The following is a 19,915-nucleotide window of genomic DNA, read 5'->3' on the forward strand; positions in this document are numbered from 1 at the left end:
CCACACCGATGCGCGTCACCATCCTCGGCTCGGGTACGCTGTCGCCGGACTCCAGCCGGGGCTCCGCGGCCCATCTGGTCGAGACCACGGGCGCGCATGTGTTGTTGGATTGTGGCGCGGGCACGGTCCGCTCCCTGGCGGAGCGTGGGTGGGAGGGTCTTACCCACCTCATTCTGTCGCACTTCCACGTGGACCACGTCGGTGATGTCCCGGGGCTCTTCTGGGCCCTCGCCAAGGGGCGGCCCCGCCCCGGTCCTCGACCCTTGACCGTGCTCGGCCCACCCGGAACCAACGCGTGGCTCGCGCGCGTGGCTGCCGCGTTCGGCGACTACATCCTGGCGCCGGGCGCACCGCTCCGAGTGGTGGAACTCGGCACAGGCCATTGGCGGGACGACACCGGCGCGCAGCTGGAGGTGAGCGTGCATCCGACCCCGCACGCGGACCCCTCCATCGCGGTCCGCCTCGAGACCCCGGGTGGTGCGACGGGCTACACGGGGGACACGGGTCCCGCTGCAGGGTTGGCGACGTTCTTCGCTGGCGTCGACGTGGCCATTTCGGAGTGCGGTACCCGGGAGGAAGCGCGGCGAGCCGGGCACTTGGCGCCGTCGGATGTGGCGGCGCTGTGGACGCGCGCAGACCCCGGGGTGCTGTGTCTGACGCATGTGGACCCCGTCCTGGGTCCCGCGGAGGCGGAGCGGCGGGTGCGTGGGGCGGGCTATGTGGGAGCGCTGGAAATGGGGTGGGACGGACTGACCCTGCCCATGGAGGAGGCCGTGGGATGCTGATCGTGATGCGGCGCGAGGCGACGGCCGAGGACGTGGAAGCGGTGGTGGCCGCCATCGCTGCGCTCGGGTTCGAGGCCCGCCCGCTGCCTGGTCACGGCAGGACCGCCATTGGCGTTCTGGGCAACGACGGTCCGATCGACCCCGCGCGCTTCACGCACCTGGAGGGCATCCTGGAGGTCGTCCCGGTCTCGGAGCCCTACAAGCAGGTCTCGCGCGAATGGAAGCGGGAGCCCACCCGGGTCCCCCTCGGCGCGGTATGGATCGGGGGAGGGGAGGAAGCTGGCATCATTGCCGGTCCCTGCGCGGTGGAGAGCCGATCGCAGATCGTGGAGGTGGCGCACGCCCTTCGGGAGGCCGGCGCCATCGCGCTGCGCGGCGGCGCCTTCAAGCCGCGCACCTCGCCCTACTCGTTTCAGGGGCTGGGAGAGAAAGGGCTGGAGTTGTTGGCCGAAGCCAGGGCGCGCACGGGCTTGCCCATCGTCACCGAGGCACTCGAGCCGTCCGGCGTGGAGCGGGTCGCCGAGGTGGCCGACGTGATCCAGGTCGGGGCCCGCAACATGCAAAACGCACCGTTGCTCCGGAAGGCGGGTCAGTCCGGCGTACCGGTCTTGATCAAGCGCGGGCCCGCCGCGACGGTGACCGAGCTGTTGCTCGCTGCCGAGTACGTGCTGGCCGAGGGAAATCCGCACGTGATCCTGTGCGAGCGCGGTGTGCGAGGCTTCGATTCCGCCACGCGCAACATGTTCGACGTCTCGGCCATTCCGCTCGTGCATCAACGTTCCCACCTTCCCATCCTGGGCGATCCCAGCCATGCAACCGGCGCGAGTGCCCTCGTGCCAGCGGTGGCCCTCGCGGCCTTGGCGGCTGGCGCGGACGGACTGCTCATCGAGGTCCATCCTGAGCCCGCCCGGGCCTTGTCGGACGGGGCGCAGTCGCTCGACCCCGAAGCCTTTGCGCGGCTGCTGCGAAAGGCGCGCGCGCTGCTCGAAGCCCTCGGGCGCGAGCTGAGCACACTCCCGGAGGGTGTGCCGGCCTGAGTGCACCTGGTGCACGAGGGCCGGTTCCGCCATCGCACGGCCCCGGCGGCCGGACGATGATGGACCTGTGGACCGACGTTCGCTGGGCCAGCGCGGAGAACGGCTCGCACGGGAGCACCTGGAGGCGCGCGGGTGGGTGCATCTTGCGTCCAACGTTCGTGTGGGTCGGGAAGAGATCGACCTCGTCGTTCTGCGTGAGGGAACGCTGGCCTTCGTGGAGGTCAAAACGCGCAGCGACGACCGCTTCGGCCTGCCGGCGCAGGCGGTGGATCGGCGCAAGCAGGCTCGGATCCGCCGCGTGGCGCGGGCCTGGCTCTGCACCCACCCCCAGCCCCGCGCCAGCCTGCGCTTCGACATCGTCTCGGTCCTGGTGGATCGTCGCGGTGGCACCGTCCGGATCGACGTATTCGAAGACGCCTGGCGCTGAGGTGCTTTCGCCGCTTCACCTTGACCGTCGAGTGACCCGGATCTAGGTTCGGCAGTGCCCCAGGTCCCCAGGGTGGGAGCTCTCGGAATCCCGTCAGGACCGGCAGGTAGCAGCGGTACGTGTGGTGACCGTCGCTGGGATCGCCTGGGGCACGTTGGCCCTCTCTCCCGTGCTCCGTGTCGCATACCGCACTCGCCCGCAAGTACCGGCCGAAGAACTTCGCTGACGTAGCAGCGCAGGAGCACGTCTCCGAGACGCTCCGGAAGTCGGTGGCCACGGATCGTGTCGGACACGCCTACCTCTTCTGCGGTCCGCGTGGTGTAGGCAAGACTACGCTGGCACGCGTTCTCGCCATGGCACTGAACTGCCCACGGCGCTCGCCGGAGGGGGAGCCCTGTGGGGAATGCGAGAGTTGTGCGCGCATCTGGAGCGGGAACACCTCGCTGGACGTGGTCGAGATCGACGCCGCCTCCAACCGCGGGGTGGACGACGCACGCAGCTTGCGGGAGCGGGCGATGTACGCCCCGTCCGAGGATGGGCGCTTCAAGGTCTACATCGTGGACGAGGCGCACATGCTCACGCGGGAAGCGTGGAATGCGCTCCTCAAGATCCTCGAGGAGCCACCGCCGCGGGTGATCTTCGTCTTCGCCACCACGGAGCCACAGAAGATCCAGCAGAGCGCGGCGCCGATCCTCTCGCGGTGCCAACGGTTCGACCTGCGTCGCGTCGGGGCGGGCGAGATCGAGCGGCGTCTGGAGATGGTGCTCGAACGGGAGCATGCCTCCGCAACGCCCGAGGCGCTCCACGCCGTGGCGCGCAAGGCGGACGGGGGGATGCGCGACGCCCTCTCCTTGCTCGATCAGGTGTTGGCTCTCGCCGGGGACGCCGTGGACCTCGACGCCGTGCGGCGGGTGCTCGGCCTGGTCGAGGAGGAGCGTTACCTCGAACTCTTCGACGTGTTGGCCGAGCGGCGACACGGAGACGTCTTCCGACTGATCGAGGAGCTGGTCGACGAAGGCTATGATCTCGTGGAGTTCTATCACGGGCTGATGGACACGTTGCGCCTGCTGCTGCGCGCGGCGCTCGATCCTGAAGCACCGGACGCCAGCCTTCCGGAGCACCTTCGCGACGCATTCCGAACGGCGGCCGCGCGGTTCGCGACCGGCGACCTGGTGCGGATGCTGGCACTGGCGGCGGACCTGGAGACATCGGGCAACCTGCGCCGCTCGCCCAACCCACGTGTGCTGATCGAGATGCTGTTGCTCCGCTTCAGCTACCTCGACCGCACCCTCCAGATCGAGGAGCTGCTTTCCGGAGCAGGGGGCGGCCCGAGCGGTGGGAGCGCCGTGGGTCAAGGCGCCCGGGCACCCGCCGGTGGCGGCAGCGGGTCTCCGGACGGCCGCGTGGCCCGGGACCCCAAGCCGGCGGCCGCCGCCACCCGCCACGCGACCCGCGCCACGCCGCCCACTCCTACGGCGGCGACGGTGACCGCGGCGGCCGGGAGCGTCGGAGAGGCCTGGGCCCGCTTGGTCGAATCGGGGAGCGGGGTGCCACCCGGGCTCGGCCCCTTTCTCCGGACCGCGACCATCGATGAGAGCGACGGCGCAGCCCGACTGCACATGCCTCCCGGTCCGGGGCTCGAGCGGCTTCAGGACCCCCGGGTGCGTGCCGCGCTCGAAGAATCGCTGGCCCGGCACCTCGGACGCCCGCTCGGGCTCCGGGTGGAATCCCAGTCGAAGGCTGCCGAGACTCCCGAGAGAGTGACTCAGGAAACGGTCCGGAAGACGAGGATGGACGAGCTTCTGGCCCGGGAACCGCGTCTGAAGGCGGCGGTAGAAGGACTCGACCTCGAATTGATGGAATAGGTCTTGCGGCCCAACGTCCCGATGGGACTCCCCCCTCCCGAGGATCGATGGACAATCTGCAGCAACTGGTCGAGATGGGCAGGGAACTCCAGGCCAAGATGGCCGAATTGGAGGCTTCCCTGAACTCGCTCGAGGTCGAGGCGTCCGCCGGCGGCGGCATGGTGACGGCAACGGTCGACGGCAAGGGTCGGGTCAAGCGTATCCGGCTGGACCCCAAGGTCGTCGACCCTTCCGACGTGGAGATGCTCGAAGACCTCATCAGCGCCGCCGTCTCGGAAGCGCAACACAAAGCCCAGCGCAGTCAGGAGGACCGGCTCCGCCAGGTGACGGGGGGTCTGCCGCTCCCCGGAGGCTTCCCCGGGCTCCTGTAGCCGCCCGCCACCATGTCGGTCATCGAGCGAGCTACCCGGGAGTTCGCCCGTCTCCCGGGAATCGGCCAGAAGACCGCGCTTAGGCTGGTCTACCACTTGCTGAAGTCTGGCTCGGAGCGGTCCCAGGACCTGGCTCGGGCTCTGGTGGATCTGGCCGAGCGCATCCACCCCTGCACCCGCTGCGGGAATTTCAGCGAGGGTGAGCTGTGCGAGGTCTGCAGCAATCCCCGCCGGGAGCCTGGCACCCTTTGCGTGGTGGAGGAAGCGTTCGACGTGGCTGCCGTGGAGCGGACCGGTGCCTTCCGGGGACGGTACCACGTCCTCGGTGGGCGGTTGTCCCCATTGGACGGGATCGGGCCTGATGAACTCAATCTGGCCGGTCTCCTGGCCCGCATCCGCGACGAAGGGGAGGGGCGGGACGAGGTGATCGTGGCCACGAACGCCAGCATGGAGGGCGAGGCCACCGCGGTCCTGGTGGAATCCCAGCTGCGGCCCTGGGTGGGACGGATCACGCGGCTGGCCCGGGGCATTCCGATGGGGAGTGACCTCGAGTACGTGGACGGAACCACTCTGGCGCAGGCCTTGTCCGGCCGGCGTGAGATGCAGTAGGGGGGAGAGGTATGTCGAAACCATGGCGCACCGTCTTGATCGCGGTCCTGGCTGCCGGCGCCGCCGGGGCCGCCGCTGCCCTGTTGGTACGCGATCAGGTGGACAGGCACCAGCGGGGCCTCTTCAGTCCCCGCCGCCTGCAGCGCCTGGCAGCCCTTGGTCATTTCGCCCAGCGCGAGGCCACCATCGACGACCTGAACGTGCTCCGGGACTACGTTGCCCGGGAGCCCATCCGGGCCCTCCGCAAACGGGCGGTGGGCATCATCGAGCGAATGGAGCGCGATGTCGTCGGGGTCGGAGTGGGAGAGCCGGCTTGAGCGGCGCCCGGGGCTCTTCGGACGAGCAGACCCCCGTGCACGACGCGCGGGCGCTGCTGCGCGGCTATCTGGACGGCGGCGACGCGCAGCTGGCTCTGGTGATCGACACCGCGGGGCGGGTCATCACAGCGGCCGGCAACCCCGGACGCCTGGATCCGACCTCGTTCGCTTCGGTCTGCGCGGCCCACTTCGAAGCCAATGTGCAGCTTGCCACGCTGGTCGGGGAACCCGAGTTTAGGACGCTGCTCCATCAGGGGCACGAGGCGTCCATCTATCTCGCAGGTGTGGGGTCGAGCGCGGTGCTCGCCCTGGTCTACGAGGGAACTCGTCTTTTTGAAGACGTAGGTCCGTCCGGCCTGGAGTTGGCTCGCCAGCTCACGGATCCGATCGCGGAGTTCCTGGGAAAGAGCGTCGGTGCGGGCGCGGCGGGAGTGGGCTCCGAATGGGTCCAAGCCGTCGAGAACGAGATCGAACGCGTATTCAGAGAAGGAGCATAGGGTCCGATCGATGTCGATGATCAACTACGCCAGCCGCGAGATCAACTGCAAGATCGTGTACTACGGTACCGGGCTGGGCGGGAAGACGACGAACCTCGAGTACGTGTACGAGAAGATCAACCCCGACACCAAGGGGAAGATGATCTCTCTCGCCACGGAGACGGATCGCACGCTCTTCTTCGACTTCCTCCCGATTGACCTGGGTGAGATCCGAGGCTTCAAGACGCGCTTCCATCTCTACACGGTCCCTGGCCAGGTCTACTACAACGCGAGTCGCAAGCTCATCCTGAAGGGCGTGGACGGGCTCGTGTTCGTGGCGGACTCCCAGGAGGGTCGCTCCGAGGCCAACATCGAGGCGATGCACAACCTGTACGAGAACATCGAGTCGTACGGGTACGAGATGGACAAGCTCCCCTTTGTGATCCAGTACAACAAACGGGATCTCCCCAACGTCCTTGCGGTGGAGGAGATGCGCGCACAACTCAATCCGACGGGGGTGCCGGATTTCGAGGCGGTGGCCGTGCAGGGCAAAGGCGTTTTCGAAACCCTGCAGGCCGTGAGCAAGCTGGTCGTCAAGTCGCTGAGCTGACCATGGCCGCCGGTGGTCGGTGGAACCTTCCCAACCTGATCACCGTCCTGCGGATTCTCGCATGTCCAGTCATCTTCTGGCTGGCCTTGTCGACGGAGATCACCAACGGATTCCTGGCGTTCGCACTTTTCCTGGCCGCGAGCGCATCCGACCTGTTCGACGGCTATCTGGCACGTAAGCACGGGCTGATCACCAATATGGGGAAGCTGCTCGACCCCATTGCGGACAAGCTGTTGTTGGCGTCGACCTTCGTGCCGTTCTACCTCGTCTCCCACCGCGGCGTCGCCTGGGAGCTGCCTTGGTGGGGTGCCCTGCCGCTCTGGGTCCTTGCCGTGATCTTCGGCCGCGAATTGGCCATCACGCTGTTCCGTAGCTGGGCGGCCCGACGAGGCGAGGTGATCGCGGCGGGTCCCTCCGGGAAGTACAAGGCCTTCGTGCAGAATCTGTTCTCGGGCGGCGTGCTCTTGTGGTACCCTCTGCGTCGCCTCGCCGAGGATCGCGCCTGGGCGGGATCGGCCTGGTCGGTCTGGCGCGGCTTCCACGGTGCCTGGATCGGCATCATGCTGGTCGCGGCCCTTGTGTTGACCGTCTATTCGATGGCCGACTACCTGTGGGGGTATCGGCGCCTTCTGTCGCGAGCCGCCGGCGGGTAGACATGACCGGGGTGCGCGTGGGCGTCCTGACCGTGGGAGACGAGCTCCTGTACGGGAGCACCGTCGACACCAACGGAAGCTGGCTCAGCGCACGACTGGCCGAGCAGGGCCTCCCCGTGCGGGCGCGTGCGGTCGTGGGAGATGTAGAGGGGGAAATCCGCCGCTCCCTGCGGTGGCTCAGGGACGCCGTCGACGCCGTCATCGTCACCGGAGGCCTGGGCCCGACGCCGGACGACCTCACCCGCGAGGCGGTGGCGCGGGAGTTGGGCATCGAGTTGGTGCCCTCCGCCGCGATCCTGCGGGGTCTGGAGGCCCGGTTCCTTGCCCACGGATTCAAGGACCTTCCCCCCGACAACGCCCGCCAGGCCATGGTTCCGGAGGAGGGGCGGGGAGCGCCCCTGCCGAATCCGTTGGGGTCCGCACCCGGCCTCTGGTTCGAGGGCGCTTGCCCGGTGGTGTGCCTGCCTGGAGTGCCGGGAGAGATGCGCCGGATCTTCGGAGATTCGGTCGTCCCCGCGCTGCGGGAGCGCTTCTCCGATCGATTGGATCCGCCCTTCCACCGCTTCATCCACACCTCCGGAGTCGCAGAGTCCGTGCTTTCCGCGGGCATCGCCGAGGCGCTACCGGAAGGCTCCGGGCCGGTCGCGATCGCGTTCCTGCCGCACCTGGGCAGCGTGGACGTGCGCCTGACCGTGAGCGGCCTGCCCGAGCCGGAGGCGCGTGCTTGGTTGGACCGGATCGAGGAGGCCATCGGGCCCCGGGTGGCGCCCCACCGGTTCGAGTCGGCGCACGGGGACCTGGCCGAAGCGGTGCTCGCCCTCTGCGAGGCGTCGGAGCGCAGCCTGTCGGTGGCGGAGAGCTGCACGGGGGGGCGGATCGCCCACCGCCTCACCAGGATTCCCGGCGCCTCCCGCACGTTCGTGGGCGGAGTGGTGGCCTACGCGAACGCAGCCAAGACCGCGCTCCTGGGTGTGGACGCCGCCACCTTGGAGCGGGAGGGCGCGGTGTCGGGCCCGGTGGCCGAGCAGATGGCCTTGGGGGTTTGTCGACTCCTCGAGACCGGCGCCGGGATCAGTGTCACGGGCATTGCGGGCCCCGACGGGGGATCAGCGCAGAAGCCGATCGGGCTGGTCTGGTACGCGGCCGCGGTGGATGGCCGCGTACGTGCCGTGGAGCGCCGATTCCCTGGAGATCGGGAGGGGGTCCGTGAGCGGGCCAGCGAGGCGGCCTTGGGCCTCCTCCACCGCATGCTGCGGGAGTCCGGGGGAACCCCGTGATCCGCGCGCGCGAGGGGGTGTTCGAAGGCGCGGGGGGAACCGTGCTGCGATGGAGGCTCTGGCTGCCCGACCATCCCCGGGCCGCGGTCCTGATCGTCCATGGTTGGGGCGAACATGCGGGCCGCTACGAAATGGTGGCCGGAACCCTGACCGGGCGTGGGTTGGCGGTCTTCGCCTACGACCAGCGCGGCCACGGGCGCTCGGAGGGTGCTCGAGGCCACGTGGATCGCTTCGACGACCTGGTGGCCGACCTGGGGCGGGCCCGGGACGAGGCCGCCGACCGCATCGGAGAACCCGGGATCACCTGGGTGACGCTGGGGCATTCGCTGGGGGGGCTGGTCGTACTACGCGCGCTGGACACCGGGCTGGTTGGCGTGGCCGCCGCCGTGATCAGCGCGCCCTGGCTGGCCACCGCCGTTCCGGTCTCCCCACTCCGCCGCCGGCTGGCTGAAGCGTTGGATCACGTCTGGCCCAGCGTGGGCCTCCCCACCGGGACGAGGCCAGAACTGCTGACGCGTGACCCTCGGATGATCCGGGAGTACCGCGAGGATCCTTTGAATCACTCGCGCATGAGTCCTCGTCTTTTCTTCGAGGTCGAGCGCACACAAGCCCACGTCCTTCAGATGCCGCCCTTGGTACGGGTGCCGACCCTGATGCTGGTACCCGAGGCCGACCTCCTCGTGGACCCGGCCACGAGCATCGCCTATGCGGAGAAGAGGGCGGGTCACGGGATGGAACTGCTCCGCCTGCCCGGCCTCCGCCACGAGCCGCTGAACGAAGTGGAGCGGGAGGACGTACTCCGACAGGTCGGGTCCTGGATGGATGGAGCCCTGGACGGCAGTAGGGGCTGAACCGCCCGGATCCCGTCGGGTATAGACCCTGCTGTGCCCGAACCTGAAGTGAGAGCCCCAGACCGCGGACAAGGGATGAGCGACGAACGATCGGAAGCGGAAGCCATCGAGACCGAAGACCTCGAACCCGGGACCGGCGAGACCGCAGCCGCCGGAGACCCCGATCCGGCGGAGGTGGAGCCGACCGGCGCGCGGGGAGAGGACGAGATGGAGTCGCTCAGGGCCGAGCACGCGCGGCTCACGGATCGGCACCTGCGCCTGGCCGCCGAGTTCGAGAACTACCGCCGCCGCACCGAGCAGGACCTCAGCAGTGCGTGGGGACGCGCACAGGCCGACATGCTGGCCAAGCTCGTGGACGCCCTGGACGACCTGCAGCGCGTCGGGACCTGGGAGGCGTCGACGACGACCGTCGAAGCGCTCATCGAGGGAGTGGACCTCGTGGAGCGGAAGTTCAAGCAAGCACTGGCCGCGGCCGGTGTCGAAGTCCTGGAGCCGGCCGATGCTCCCTTCGATCCGTCGATCATGGAGGCGGTCATGCGGGTACCCGCCGACGACGAGGCCTCCGATGACATGGTCAAGGACGTGTTCCAGAAGGGCTATCGGCTGAAGGGCAACCTGGTCCGGCCCGCCCGCGTCAGCGTCCTCAAGCACGACTGACGGCGATGGCGGCGAGCACCACCGACTTCTACAAGGTCCTCGGGGTGGCCGAGGGCGCGAGCGCCGACGAGATCAAGAAGGCGTATCGCAAGCTGGCCAAGCAGCATCACCCCGACGCCAACCCCAACGACTCCAAGGCGGCGGAGCGATTCAAGGAGATCGGAGAAGCCTACTCGGTGCTCTCCGACCCGGAGAAGCGCAAACAGTACGACCGGATGCGCAAGTTGGGCGCGTTTGGTTTCGGAGGGCGGCCTGCGCCGGGCGGACGGACCCAGGCCCCCGGCGCCGAAGGTGGCTTCAGCTTCGACGACCTGTCCGGGCTGGGAGGTCTGGGCGACATCTTCGCCTCCATCTTCGACCGCAGCCGACGGTCGGACGAGCGTCGGCGCGGGCCCACGCGGGGTCAGAACGTCGAGTACGTGGTGGAGATCGCGTTCCGCCAAGCGGTGGATGGCGGCAAGGTCACCATCAACCTACCGATCGCCGAGGAGTGCGCGACGTGCGGCGGTACGGGTGCCACCCCCGGTACCAAGCTGGTGCGTTGCAGTGAGTGCAACGGCAGTGGAACGGTCTCGTTCGGGCAGGGAGGGTTCGCGGTCAAGAGGCCGTGTCCTGCGTGCCTCGGACGGGGCCGGATCCCGGAGAGCCCGTGTGCGGCGTGCGCCGGCACCGGGACGATCCGTCAGACGCGCGCCATCCAGGTCGCCATCCCCGAAGGCGTGGAGACGGGCACGAAGGTGAAGCTGGCGGGGCAAGGCGAGCGCGGCGCCGAGGGTGGTCCTCCCGGAGACCTGATCATCACCTTCAAGGTGCTTCCCGACCGCTTCTTCCGGCGCGAGGGGCTCGATGTGCACGTCACGGTGCCCATCAACGTCGCGCAAGCGGTGCTGGGCTCGAAGATCCGCGTGCGCACCATCAGCGACAGGAAGGTCACGCTCAAGATCCCGGCGGGTACGCAGTCCGGGACGCGCTTCCGGATCCGGGGTCAGGGCCTCAGCAAGAACGGCAGGACCGGTGACCAGTACGTCGAAGTGAAGGTGTTGGTCCCCGAAGCGCTGGATGAGCAGGCGCGCGAGCGGTTCGAAGGATTTGCCGAGTCGGCTGGCCTCAAGCACTGAGCCTGGAGGGCCGATCGGACGCTCGGATCCGACCTCCTCCGATCAGGCGCTCTCCCTGGAAGAGCACTGCCGACTGACCCGGGGTGACGGCCGCGTGGGGCGCATGCAGGGTGAGTCGCAGCGTCCCCTCCACTTCGGCGACCGTTGCGCCCACGGGAGGCGCTCGATGTCGGAGCTGCACCTGCACCCGGTCCCCGGGGCGGGGCCGCTCGGCGAGCCAGTTCAGGTCGCTCGCCATCACCTCGTCCACGAAGAGCGCTTCTCGAGGGCCGATCACCACCTCGCGCGACGCGGGCCGGATGGCCAGGACGAACTGGGGTTCGGCCGCTCCCCCGGGGAGGCCGCGGCGTTGTCCGATCGTGAAGCCGGCGTATCCGGCGTGCTGCCCCACCACCCGACCGTTCAGGTCGACGAAGGGACCAGCGGTGAGCGCGTCGTGGGTCGGGCCCATCCTCCGCTTCAGCAGGTCGCGGTAGTCTCCGGTCGGGACGAAGCAGATCTCCTGGGACTCCGGCTTCTCCGCCGTGACGAGCCCCAATTCGCGCGCGCGCTCCCGCACCGCCGGCTTGGTCAACTCCCCCAGAGGAAAGCGTAGGCGCATCAGCAAGTCACGAGGGAGGCCCCACAGGAAGTACGCTTGATCCTTCTCTCGGTCGACGCCGCGGAGCAGTGCCGCTTCCCCCCGGGCATCGACCTCCGCGCGCGCGTAGTGGCCTGATGCGATGGAGTGTGCACCGAGTGCCTCCCCGCGCCGCATCAGGTCACGGAACTTCGTGTTGGAGTTGCAACGCACACAGGGGTTGGGGGTGTGCCCTCGCGCGTACTCGCTGACGAAGTCGTCGATGACGTCGTGGGTGAATTCCTCCTCGACGTCGAAGACGTAGTGGGGGATCCCCAAGCGGTGGGCGACCCTCTGGGCGTCGGCGATGCCATCCAGCCCACAGCAGGTCTTCCCGTGCGAGGGGGTTTCCGAGTAGCAGAAGGTCTTCATGGTGATGCCCACCACGTCGTGACCTGCCTCGACCAGCAACGCGGCTGCCACGGAGGAATCGACGCCTCCCGACAAGGCCACCAGCACGCGCTCGCGGCTCACGATCCCACTCCCAGGCGAGCGAGGACTCGAGTGAGCGCCGCCAGGGCGCCATCGATATCGTCCTCGTCCGTATCGGGACCGAAGCTGAAGCGCAGGGCGGCGCGATCCTGAGCGTCGCCGTACAGCGCTTCCAGCACATGGCTTCCGCGGCCGCTCCCGCTCGCGCAGGCCGACCCGCCGGACACCGCGACGCCTTCCAGGTCGAGTCCGGCCAAGAGCGCGTCGGCATCGACCCGCGGGAGGCCCACGTTGTGGATGTGCGGCGCTCTCGCGCCCTGGCCCCCATGCACCACGCGATCCGCGACGAGTTCTCGCACACCCGCGTCGAGGCGCTCCCGCAGGCCGTGCCAACGGACCGCCTGTTCGGGAAGCGCCTCGACGGAACGTTCGAGCGCGACGGCCAGGCCCAAGGCCCCTACGACGTCCGAGGTGCCGGGTCGCATCCCTCGCTCGTGGCCACCACCATACAGGAGTGGTTCCAACTCGACGCCCCGGCGGACGAAGAGCGCCCCCACGCCCATCGGTCCTCCAAGCTTGTGGCCGGTCAGGGTCAGCAGGTCCACGGGCACCTTGTCGACACGCACGGCCACCTTTCCGGCCGCTTGCACGGCATCGGTGTGGACGGGCACCCCTGCAGGCGCCGCACGCTCCACCACCTCGGACACCGGTAGCAGAAGCCCGGTCTCGTTATTGACCCACTGGACGGAGACCACGGCGGGATTGGCGGCCAGCGCCGCGTCGAGCTGATCGGAGTCGAGCCTGCCGCTCGCATGGACCGTCAAGCACGTGTGCCCGCCGCCGAACGTGCTCAGGGCTCGCGCTGCCGCCAGGACGGCGGGATGCTCGATCGCGGAGACGAGCGCGGCGGGGCGCAGGGGCCCGGGATGGCGGAGCGCGTGCAGCCCCCGGCCCAGCACGGCGAGGTTGTCCCCTTCCGTTCCTCCTCGGACGAAGACGATCTCGTCGGGCGCGGCTCCGAGCGTTCGGGCCACGCGCTCCCGGGCATCCTCCAACACGCCCGCGGCTCTGCGGCCGAAGGCATGACGGCTGGAGGCATTGCCGAGGCCGCTGGTGAGGAGCGCCTCCATGGCCTCCATGACTTCGGGCCGGAGCGGAGACGTGGCTGCGTGATCGAGATAGATGCTCATCTGGAAGCGTTGCGGCAGCAGGACCTGTTATTCTAACAGCGTCCGCCGTCCGCCGGGCCGGCGGCGATCCCCGCGCTGCAGGAGGCAGGCGAATGCCCGGAGCGTGCCCTCCCTTCCCGTCGGGACGCCCTCGCAGCTTCAATGTGACCGTGCACGGGACCGTGTTCGGGGATCGCGAGCGCTATCTCGAACAGGTCGTCCGGGGTCAGGCCCTGCGACTGGCTGCCGATCCACCGGTGCAGCCGGAGCCGCAGGTGTGGGTCCACCTGGCGTCCGGCGAGCCGGTCGGGCACCTGCCCGACGAGGTGGGCACCTGGCTGGCGCCGTGGCTGCAGAAGGGGGGACATGCCGAGGCGGAAGCGATCCAGGTCCACGGAGCGGAGGCGCCGTCCTGGCGGCGGCTCGTCGTCCACGTGGAGTGCAAGGGTGGGGAGGACTGATTCAGGGGGGAGGCTCCGCACACCTGGGTAGCTCGCGTCCAACGGACCCGCCTCCACGGGCGGGGCGCCTCAGAAGGTCGGGACGGTGACGTCCAGCGGCGAGTCGAGTTCCAGGGTTTCGCGGATCCAGAACGGTTCACCGAACCGCCGGCGGATGCGAGCACCGTCGCGGGCCGCGTGAACCTGCACCTGGTCGTAAAGGGCCCGATCGCCCCCCGCGTGCACACCCCCGAAGCCAGTGCGGCCGTCGAACTGGGAGGCGTAGCACCTGAGCACCTCGATCTTGCGGTCGATCTGCTCGGTGATGTCCACGACGAAGGTGGGCGCGGGCGCGTCGTCGTGGAACGCCAGCGCGTGCACGATCGAGCGGGGACGGTGCGGAACGCCAGAAAGCTCCAGTCCCTTGAGTCCAGCGAGAAACGAGGCTTCGCGGGCGATCTCGGCCGCGACCCGGTGGTCGGGATGACGGGCGACGGGCCAATGCGTGATGACGATGGTAGGCCGCAGCTCGCGAAGGAGCGCAGCCACGCGCAGGCGCGCAGCCAGGTCGTTCTCCAGGCGGGCATCGGGCAGCTCGGCGTTGCGGCGCTCGGTCAGCCCGAGGACCGTGGCGGCCCGAGCTGCCTCCTGGGCCCGAAGTCCGACGGAGCCGGCGGTCCCGGACTCACCGCGGGTGAGGTCGAGCACGCCGGTGCGCTGGCCGAGGTCCGCACACTTCAGGAGGGTCCCGCCACACAGCAGTTCGGCATCGTCCGGGTGCGCCATGACCACCAGGACGTCCAAGGGAGGAGGGTTCATTCGTACCGGAGGGCCACCACGGGGTCGAGTCGCGCGGCCCGCACGGCCGGCAGCAGTCCGAACAGCATGCCCGTGAACGCCGCCGCCAACAAGGAGGCGCCAATGGACCACAGCGGGATCTCGGCTGGGACCGGGGTGAAGCGGGCTACGCCCCAGGACCCCAGCCCTCCCAGTGCCAGCCCCACGGCGCTGCCCACCATGGTGAGGGCCGCGGCCTCCACGAGGAACTGGAGCAGGATCTCCCGCCGGTTCGCGCCCACCGCTTTCCGGATTCCGATCTCCCGGGTCCGCTCGGTCACCGAGATCAGCATGATCCCGATCACCCCGACCCCACCCACCATCAGCGCCACGGAAGAGAGCGCCAGCATCACCGCGAAGAACGCGCTGGTGAACCGATTGAACAGGTCGAGAAGCTGCGTGGGCTGCATGAGCCAGAAGTTGTTGTCCTCGTCGGGACGCAGCCCCCGCGAAGAGCGCAGCGCCGAGATGACCTGATCCTGCGCGTCTTCCAGGCGCACCTCGTCGCGGGGCACGACCAGGATCTGCGCGAAGGCGAAGATGTTGCGGGCCTTGAGCCGCCGCACGGCCGTGGTGTAGGGGAACATCGCGAAGAAGGGCTGGGCCCCGGCGAAGATGTTCTCCGCCTGCTTGTAGACGCCCACCACCTGGAAACGCTCGTTGACGCCTCTCCATCCGGACGTCGCCCGCACCGGGCGCCCGATCGGGTCCTGCGCGCCGAAGAGTTCCTCCGCCAAGCGGTCGGAGATCACCACCACCGGCCGTCCCTCGTTCACCTCGACCTCGGTGAAATTGCGGCCGGCCACGAACTCCCCGGCCGAGTAGAGCTCCCAGCCCGAGGTGGTTCCCTGGGACTGGACGTCGCTCACGCGATCCGAGCCGTTCGAAATCGCAATCGAGAAATTGATCGCAGCGCTGGCGCTGCGGATGGCCGGGAGCGCACCCACCTTGCGCACCTCCGCGTCGGTGATCTCCGGGTTCTTCCACCAGGGTGGCCCGCTGTCGCCACCACTACTGATGCGGATGCCGGTCAGGTCGAACGGCATGACCACGAAGTTGCGTGGTCCGGCCGCCTCGAACGATTCGGCGATCCCGCTCCGGATGCCGGTGATGACGCTGGCCATCGCGACCACGACCGCGACGCCGATGGCGATGCCGATGATCGTAAGGCCCGCACGGATCTTGTTCGAGCGCAGCGCCTCGAACGCCACCCGTACGCCCTCGATCAATGTCGTGATGCCCTTCATTGCGGATCCTCCCGCTACTCGTAGCGAAGTGCGTCCACGGGATCCAGGCGGGCCGCGCGCCGGGCCGGATAGACTCCGGCGATCACGCCGGTGGCGACGCCCAGCACGACGGCAACGACGACCCACTTGACGGCCACCGCGGCGGGGAGCGGAGTCACCGCCCGTACCAGCCAGCTCAAGCCCACGCCGATGGCGACCCCGAGCCCCGCCCCGAAGAGCGAAAGCGTCGAGGACTCGATGAGCACCTGAGCGAGGATATCGCGCTGGCGTGCGCCGATGGCCTTGCGCACGCCGATCTCACGCGTGCGCTCCATGACGGAGACCAGCATGATGTTCATGATCACGATGCCGCCTACGATCAGTGAGATCGCCACCAGGGTAGGGAAGGCGACGTAGAGGATCGTGGAGATGCGGTCCCAGAAGGACAGGGATTGCTCCTGGGTCTCGACCGCGAAGTTATTGTCTTCTCCGGGGCGCAGCCGGCGTTGTACCCGCATGATGCCTTCGACTTCGTTCCGCGCCTCCATGACCAACTCCGGGGTCGGAGCCTGCACGATGATCTCGTCCAGGTATCCGCGTGGGCTGGCGATGCGGCCCAACGGCGAAGCGAGCGGCGCGATGGCCTTGGCATCCCGTGACTGACCGAGAACCGAGCCCATCTTCTCCAGGATTCCCACCACCCGGAAGGGGATGCCATCGATCTTCACCCGCCCTCCCAATGCCCCTCCATCCGGGAAGAGAGCCTCGACGACGTCCTGTCCCAGCACGACCACTGGAGTGCCGCGCTCGGCCTCCTGGGGGCTGAACGCCCGCCCTTCCTCGACCACCCAGCCCCGAATGTCGAAGATGGGAGCATCGGCGGCGATGATCTCCACATTCTCGACTTCCAGCCCGCCGAAGCTGGATACGCTGGCTCGGCTGTCCACCTGAGCGCTGACCACGCCAGCCGTGGCGAGCGTCTCCCGCAGTCGATCCGAGTCGGCCGTGGTCAGCTGCGGTCGGCGGAACAGCGCGCGACGCTGCTCGTCCGTCAGGTTGCCGACCACCGTTCCCACGCGGTCGACGGTCACGGTGTTGATCCCGAAGATCTCGCTCCCGAGGTCCTCGCGGACGTAGCGGTCCATGCCCTCGACCACGGAAACCACCGTGATGAGGAACATGACGCCGATGATGACGCCCAGAACGCTGAAGAAGCTCTTGAGCTTCTGCGAACGGATCTGCTGCAAGGCCAGGCGGACGCCCTCGAACCACTCCATGGATCAGTTGCCTGTCGGTCGGCCGCGCGGACCCGGCGTGCTGCCCTGTTCGCGGACGGGGTCCCCGTTCTTCAAGGCGCGCACGGCTTGGTAGGGACCTGCCACCACCGTTTCGCCCCCCGAGAGGCCTTCGAGGATCTCGAAATAGTCCTGACCCGCGATCCCCACCTTCACCGGCGCGAATACGGCCTTGCCGTCCTGGACCAGGAAGACGCCTTCGACAGTCTCCTCCTCCTCTCCGGCGCGCGTCGTGTCCGCGGGGACATCGTCCCCCTCGGCTGTGCGCACCGTGACCGCGATGATGGGAGCCGCGATGACGTCGTCCCTGCGGTCGGTGACGATCTCCGCCGTGGTGGACAGGTCGGGTCGCAACTCGGGGGAGGGGTCGTCCAATGTGATCACGACCTCGAAGTCGATGGTCTGCGTCTGACCACCGACGTTTTCCGAGGGGGGCCGGATGGCGCTGTTGCCGATCTCCGTGACCCGCCCCGTGAACGCGCGGTCGGGGAACGCGTCCAGCTCCACCTTGGCACTGTCACCCAGGGTGATCTCGGGGACGTCGGTTTCGTCCACCTCCATGACCGCCTCGATGACCGACAGGTCGCTGATGGTAAGCAGGAGGCTGCCCGGATTGTTCATGGTTCCGATGATGGCGGTCTCGCCCTGCTCGATGTTCAGGCGGGTGACCTTCCCCGCCATCGGAGCCCGGATCACCGTCTTGGCGAGATTCTCCCGTGACTCGCGTACGCTGGCCTCCGCCTGCTCGACGCCGAAGTCCGCGGCCTCGGCGAGAGAGCGTTGCACCTCCATCGCGGTCTGGGCGTCCTCCACTTGCTGGCGGCTGATGAGCGTGGAGTCACGGGCCCAGAGTTGTTGGGCGCGCTCGAAGTCGCGCGTGGTGCGCAGCAGGCTCGCCTGCTGCTGAGCGGCGGTGGCCCGAGCTTGACTCAGCCCGGCCTGGGCCCGGGCCAGAACGGCGTCCCACTGCGTGGGGTCGATACGCAGCAGAACCTCGCCCTGCTGGACGTCCTCCCCCTCATCCACGTTGAGTTCGACGACGCGCCCCGAGACGTCGGCCGAGATGTCCACGGCGCGGCGCGCTCGGATGTAGCCGTTGGCGGTGACGATGGCCACGAGGTCCTTGCGGCCGATCTCCTCGAAGCGGACCTGGGCTCCGCGCTCCCGCGCGTTGCGGACGCTGAGGGCGCCCGCGATCCCGAGGACCGCGACGATCGCGATGCCGATCAGGGCCTTCCTGCGTGTTGTCATTCGTGCCTCAGCGGCTGCGAAGGGAGGTGCCCACCAGCGACTCGAGGCTGGCGAGGTTTTCGTGATATGTGAAGATGGCGTCTACCAAGGCGCGGTCCGCTTGGGCGCGGACGGTTTCGGCTTCCACGAGATCGATGAAGCTCACGGAGCCGATGCGGTACTGCTCCTGCGCCAGGCGCAGCTGCTCGCTCGCGTAGGACTGATTGCGTTCCTCGATGCGGGCGCCTTCGTAGCCGCTCTGCACGGCGGCCAGGCCGGCGGCCAGGTCCGTGCGCAGCTGCAGTTCCTGCTCACGGATGCGGAGGCGCGCGTCGTCCCGCTGCACTCGGGCAGACTCGAGGTCCCGCTGCCGGCTCAGCCCACGGAAGAGAGGGAGACTGAGGGACAGGGAGAAGGTCGGGGCCGTGCGCGTGAAGTTGAAGGGGAAGACGTCGTTCTGGCGCTCGATCGCGGTGCGGGTGGCCGGGTCGAACGCGAAGCGCGTGCAGTCTTCGGTGGGCAGCGGGTCCGCCAGCCGGCGGAACAACTCGTTGAGTGCCTCGCACTGGTCCACCTGGTTGTTGGCCTGGGCCATCGCGCTCGCCACCAAGCTGCTGGTGTTGGAGGCCTGCCGCGCGAAGCCACCGATGCTGGCGTTGAGCGACATCGAGGGGAGGTACTCGGAGCGGGCCATGCGCACGCCGTAGTCGGAGGCGCGCTCGTTGGCGCGCAGCGCCGCCAGACCCGGATTCTGATCCAGAGCGCGGTCATACAAGTCGTTCTCCGTCCACGCCGGGGCATCCAGCGCGAACGACGTGGAGAGCGCCAGCGTGTCGCCCAGCGGCAGTCCCACCCGTTGCGCCAAGCGCAAGCGCGCGGTGTGCAGCGCCGTGCGTGACTGCAGCTCGGTGACCTGGGCGCGTCCAACCGCGACCTCCGCCTGCGCCACGTCGAGCTGGGAGGCCGAGCCCACTTCCCGGCGACCCTGCGCCAGCCGCGCATTGAACTGCGCCCGCTCCAACTCCTGCCGCGCCAGCGCAAGTCCTTCCTGTTGGCGCAGCACCCCCAGGTAGGCCTGGGTAATGCCGAAGTCGAGCTGCGCTTCGCTGGAGCGGACGTTGGCCGAAGTGGCGTGCTCCTGAGCCTTGGCCTGACCGGGTGCCAGGAGGGATCGGCCGCTGACCGAGAGGTTCGCGTTGAGGCTGTAGCTGGAGTTCAGGTACGACGGCTGATCGGCGAATCCGAGCTGGCCGGCCGTGAGCCCTCCGAACGACTGGTCGCCCACGCCCTGCCACCCGATGCCGCCGCTCAGCGACGCCGAAGGCAACCAGGCGCCGTAGGCGGAACGGATGTTCCAGGCCGCAGCGCCGAGGTCGTTCCGGGCTTGCGCGTACACAGGGCTGTGTTGGCGGGCCAGGTCGAAGGCGTCGGCGAGGGAGAGCGGGGAGGGGAGAGTCTGCTGTGCGGAGAGGGGAGCCGCGAGGGCCAGGGACAGGAGCAACCACCATCGCTTGGGCACTGGAAGCATGTTCGACTCGGCGCGCAGAGGCGTTCTAGGGTCGACGTCGGGCGGGAAGGCGTCGCTCCCCGGTACGTAGGGCCCTGAAGCACGGT

Annotated in this window: 22 protein-coding genes and 1 other RNA gene; 16 read left to right on the top strand and 7 right to left on the bottom strand. The window is 68.8% G+C overall.

What is annotated here, in order from left to right; translation table 11 throughout:
- Nucleotides 1-8: 8 nt before the first annotated feature.
- The 15 genes from R3E10_00185 to dnaJ all read left to right on the top strand — a co-directional run bounded on the left by R3E10_00185 (nt 9) and on the right by dnaJ (nt 11,053).
- The gene (locus R3E10_00185; protein ID MEZ4414149.1) at nt 9-785 is read left to right on the top strand and encodes a ribonuclease Z; all 777 of its coding nucleotides are present in this window, start codon (nt 9-11) and stop codon (nt 783-785) included.
- The gene (gene aroF / locus R3E10_00190; GenBank protein MEZ4414150.1) at nt 779-1,822 is read left to right on the top strand and encodes a 3-deoxy-7-phosphoheptulonate synthase; all 1,044 of its coding nucleotides are present in this window, start codon (nt 779-781) and stop codon (nt 1,820-1,822) included. Before R3E10_00185 ends, aroF begins: the two co-directional genes overlap by 7 nt.
- Nucleotides 1,823-1,889: 67 nt before the next feature.
- The gene (locus tag R3E10_00195; protein ID MEZ4414151.1) at nt 1,890-2,249 is read left to right on the top strand and encodes a YraN family protein; all 360 of its coding nucleotides are present in this window, start codon (nt 1,890-1,892) and stop codon (nt 2,247-2,249) included.
- A gap of 57 nt (nt 2,250-2,306) precedes the next feature.
- Nucleotides 2,307-2,402, top strand: an RNA gene (ffs, locus tag R3E10_00200) — signal recognition particle sRNA small type.
- 23 nt (nt 2,403-2,425) lie between these two features.
- A complete protein-coding gene (dnaX, locus tag R3E10_00205; GenBank protein ID MEZ4414152.1) occupies nt 2,426-4,114 on the top strand; it encodes a DNA polymerase III subunit gamma/tau in 1,689 nt (562 codons plus the stop codon).
- 47 nt (nt 4,115-4,161) lie between these two features.
- Nucleotides 4,162-4,485 carry a YbaB/EbfC family nucleoid-associated protein gene (locus R3E10_00210; protein ID MEZ4414153.1) on the top strand — a complete coding sequence of 108 codons (324 nt, stop codon included), beginning with the start codon at nt 4,162-4,164 and terminating at the stop codon, nt 4,483-4,485.
- A 12-nt stretch (nt 4,486-4,497) separates the two neighbouring features.
- Nucleotides 4,498-5,094, top strand: coding sequence for a recombination mediator RecR (gene recR, locus R3E10_00215; protein ID MEZ4414154.1), 597 nt, complete (start codon nt 4,498-4,500; stop codon nt 5,092-5,094).
- A gap of 11 nt (nt 5,095-5,105) precedes the next feature.
- On the top strand, nt 5,106-5,411 hold the full coding sequence (locus R3E10_00220) for a hypothetical protein (GenBank protein MEZ4414155.1): 306 nt from the start codon (nt 5,106-5,108) through the stop codon (nt 5,409-5,411).
- Entirely contained in the window at nt 5,408-5,908 is a 501-nt protein-coding gene (locus R3E10_00225) for a roadblock/LC7 domain-containing protein (protein MEZ4414156.1), read from the top strand. The genes R3E10_00220 and R3E10_00225 overlap by 4 nt, the downstream gene beginning before the upstream one ends.
- Nucleotides 5,909-5,918: 10 nt before the next feature.
- Nucleotides 5,919-6,497 carry an ADP-ribosylation factor-like protein gene (locus R3E10_00230; protein ID MEZ4414157.1) on the top strand — a complete coding sequence of 193 codons (579 nt, stop codon included), beginning with the start codon at nt 5,919-5,921 and terminating at the stop codon, nt 6,495-6,497.
- Nucleotides 6,498-6,499: 2 nt separating this feature from the next.
- Nucleotides 6,500-7,150: a CDP-diacylglycerol--glycerol-3-phosphate 3-phosphatidyltransferase gene (gene pgsA / locus R3E10_00235; GenBank protein ID MEZ4414158.1), complete on the top strand. Its 651-nt coding sequence runs from the start codon at nt 6,500-6,502 to the stop codon at nt 7,148-7,150.
- 2 nt (nt 7,151-7,152) lie between these two features.
- The gene (locus tag R3E10_00240) at nt 7,153-8,427 is read left to right on the top strand and encodes a CinA family nicotinamide mononucleotide deamidase-related protein (protein ID MEZ4414159.1); all 1,275 of its coding nucleotides are present in this window, start codon (nt 7,153-7,155) and stop codon (nt 8,425-8,427) included.
- The gene (locus tag R3E10_00245; protein MEZ4414160.1) at nt 8,424-9,278 is read left to right on the top strand and encodes an alpha/beta hydrolase; all 855 of its coding nucleotides are present in this window, start codon (nt 8,424-8,426) and stop codon (nt 9,276-9,278) included. The genes R3E10_00240 and R3E10_00245 overlap by 4 nt, the downstream gene beginning before the upstream one ends.
- A 75-nt stretch (nt 9,279-9,353) precedes the next feature.
- On the top strand, nt 9,354-9,935 hold the full coding sequence (locus R3E10_00250) for a nucleotide exchange factor GrpE (GenBank protein ID MEZ4414161.1): 582 nt from the start codon (nt 9,354-9,356) through the stop codon (nt 9,933-9,935).
- A 5-nt stretch (nt 9,936-9,940) separates the two neighbouring features.
- A complete protein-coding gene (gene dnaJ, locus R3E10_00255) occupies nt 9,941-11,053 on the top strand; it encodes a molecular chaperone DnaJ (GenBank protein ID MEZ4414162.1) in 1,113 nt (370 codons plus the stop codon).
- On the opposite strand, the gene mnmA is transcribed toward dnaJ, so the two are convergent.
- Nucleotides 11,043-12,146 (bottom strand): tRNA 2-thiouridine(34) synthase MnmA, encoded by a 1,104-nt coding sequence (gene mnmA, locus R3E10_00260; GenBank protein ID MEZ4414163.1) that lies wholly within the window; start codon nt 12,144-12,146, stop codon nt 11,043-11,045. The two genes, dnaJ and mnmA, sit on opposite strands and share 11 nt — an antisense overlap.
- The gene (locus tag R3E10_00265; GenBank protein ID MEZ4414164.1) at nt 12,143-13,294 is read right to left on the bottom strand and encodes a cysteine desulfurase family protein; all 1,152 of its coding nucleotides are present in this window, start codon (nt 13,292-13,294) and stop codon (nt 12,143-12,145) included. Before R3E10_00265 ends, mnmA begins: the two co-directional genes overlap by 4 nt.
- 92 nt (nt 13,295-13,386) lie before the next feature.
- Here R3E10_00265 and R3E10_00270 point away from each other — a divergent pair, with 92 nt between their 5' ends.
- Nucleotides 13,387-13,734 carry a hypothetical protein gene (locus R3E10_00270; protein ID MEZ4414165.1) on the top strand — a complete coding sequence of 116 codons (348 nt, stop codon included), beginning with the start codon at nt 13,387-13,389 and terminating at the stop codon, nt 13,732-13,734.
- Nucleotides 13,735-13,803: 69 nt separating this feature from the next.
- On the opposite strand, the gene bshB1 is transcribed toward R3E10_00270, so the two are convergent.
- From bshB1 to R3E10_00295, 5 genes are read right to left on the bottom strand one after another with little or no spacing between them, the layout of a single operon-like run.
- Nucleotides 13,804-14,532, bottom strand: coding sequence for a bacillithiol biosynthesis deacetylase BshB1 (gene bshB1, locus R3E10_00275; protein MEZ4414166.1), 729 nt, complete (start codon nt 14,530-14,532; stop codon nt 13,804-13,806).
- A complete protein-coding gene (locus tag R3E10_00280) occupies nt 14,529-15,797 on the bottom strand; it encodes an ABC transporter permease (protein MEZ4414167.1) in 1,269 nt (422 codons plus the stop codon). The genes bshB1 and R3E10_00280 overlap by 4 nt, the downstream gene beginning before the upstream one ends.
- Before the next feature lie 14 nt (nt 15,798-15,811).
- Entirely contained in the window at nt 15,812-17,053 is a 1,242-nt protein-coding gene (locus R3E10_00285) for an ABC transporter permease (GenBank protein ID MEZ4414168.1), read from the bottom strand.
- A gap of 3 nt (nt 17,054-17,056) precedes the next feature.
- Nucleotides 17,057-18,322: an efflux RND transporter periplasmic adaptor subunit gene (locus R3E10_00290; GenBank protein ID MEZ4414169.1), complete on the bottom strand. Its 1,266-nt coding sequence runs from the start codon at nt 18,320-18,322 to the stop codon at nt 17,057-17,059.
- A gap of 7 nt (nt 18,323-18,329) precedes the next feature.
- Nucleotides 18,330-19,829 (bottom strand): TolC family protein, encoded by a 1,500-nt coding sequence (locus tag R3E10_00295; protein MEZ4414170.1) that lies wholly within the window; start codon nt 19,827-19,829, stop codon nt 18,330-18,332.
- Nucleotides 19,830-19,915 lie beyond the last annotated feature (86 nt).

Source organism: Gemmatimonadota bacterium (genome assembly GCA_041390105.1).
In the GTDB taxonomy this organism is placed as follows: Bacteria; Gemmatimonadota; Gemmatimonadetes; order Longimicrobiales; family Gaopeijiaceae; genus JAGQIF01.

What these genes read in the sequence shown, in the direction of transcription:
- R3E10_00285 (MEZ4414168.1), bottom strand. Translation starts at nt 17,053, where the DNA reads ATGGAGTGGTTCGAGGGCGTCCGCCTGGCCTTGCAGCAGATCCGTTCG.
- R3E10_00240 (MEZ4414159.1), top strand. Translation starts at nt 7,153, where the DNA reads ATGACCGGGGTGCGCGTGGGCGTCCTGACCGTGGGAGACGAGCTCCTG.
- R3E10_00290 (MEZ4414169.1), bottom strand. Translation starts at nt 18,322, where the DNA reads ATGACAACACGCAGGAAGGCCCTGATCGGCATCGCGATCGTCGCGGTC.
- R3E10_00250 (MEZ4414161.1), top strand. Translation starts at nt 9,354, where the DNA reads ATGAGCGACGAACGATCGGAAGCGGAAGCCATCGAGACCGAAGACCTC.
- R3E10_00185 (MEZ4414149.1), top strand. Translation starts at nt 9, where the DNA reads ATGCGCGTCACCATCCTCGGCTCGGGTACGCTGTCGCCGGACTCCAGC.
- R3E10_00270 (MEZ4414165.1), top strand. Translation starts at nt 13,387, where the DNA reads ATGCCCGGAGCGTGCCCTCCCTTCCCGTCGGGACGCCCTCGCAGCTTC.
- R3E10_00280 (MEZ4414167.1), bottom strand. Translation starts at nt 15,797, where the DNA reads ATGAAGGGCATCACGACATTGATCGAGGGCGTACGGGTGGCGTTCGAG.
- dnaJ (MEZ4414162.1), top strand. Translation starts at nt 9,941, where the DNA reads ATGGCGGCGAGCACCACCGACTTCTACAAGGTCCTCGGGGTGGCCGAG.
- recR (MEZ4414154.1), top strand. Translation starts at nt 4,498, where the DNA reads ATGTCGGTCATCGAGCGAGCTACCCGGGAGTTCGCCCGTCTCCCGGGA.
- bshB1 (MEZ4414166.1), bottom strand. Translation starts at nt 14,532, where the DNA reads ATGAACCCTCCTCCCTTGGACGTCCTGGTGGTCATGGCGCACCCGGAC.
- pgsA (MEZ4414158.1), top strand. Translation starts at nt 6,500, where the DNA reads ATGGCCGCCGGTGGTCGGTGGAACCTTCCCAACCTGATCACCGTCCTG.
- R3E10_00265 (MEZ4414164.1), bottom strand. Translation starts at nt 13,294, where the DNA reads ATGAGCATCTATCTCGATCACGCAGCCACGTCTCCGCTCCGGCCCGAA.
- R3E10_00295 (MEZ4414170.1), bottom strand. Translation starts at nt 19,829, where the DNA reads ATGCTTCCAGTGCCCAAGCGATGGTGGTTGCTCCTGTCCCTGGCCCTC.
- R3E10_00230 (MEZ4414157.1), top strand. Translation starts at nt 5,919, where the DNA reads ATGTCGATGATCAACTACGCCAGCCGCGAGATCAACTGCAAGATCGTG.
- R3E10_00220 (MEZ4414155.1), top strand. Translation starts at nt 5,106, where the DNA reads ATGTCGAAACCATGGCGCACCGTCTTGATCGCGGTCCTGGCTGCCGGC.
- R3E10_00210 (MEZ4414153.1), top strand. Translation starts at nt 4,162, where the DNA reads ATGGACAATCTGCAGCAACTGGTCGAGATGGGCAGGGAACTCCAGGCC.
- aroF (MEZ4414150.1), top strand. Translation starts at nt 779, where the DNA reads ATGCTGATCGTGATGCGGCGCGAGGCGACGGCCGAGGACGTGGAAGCG.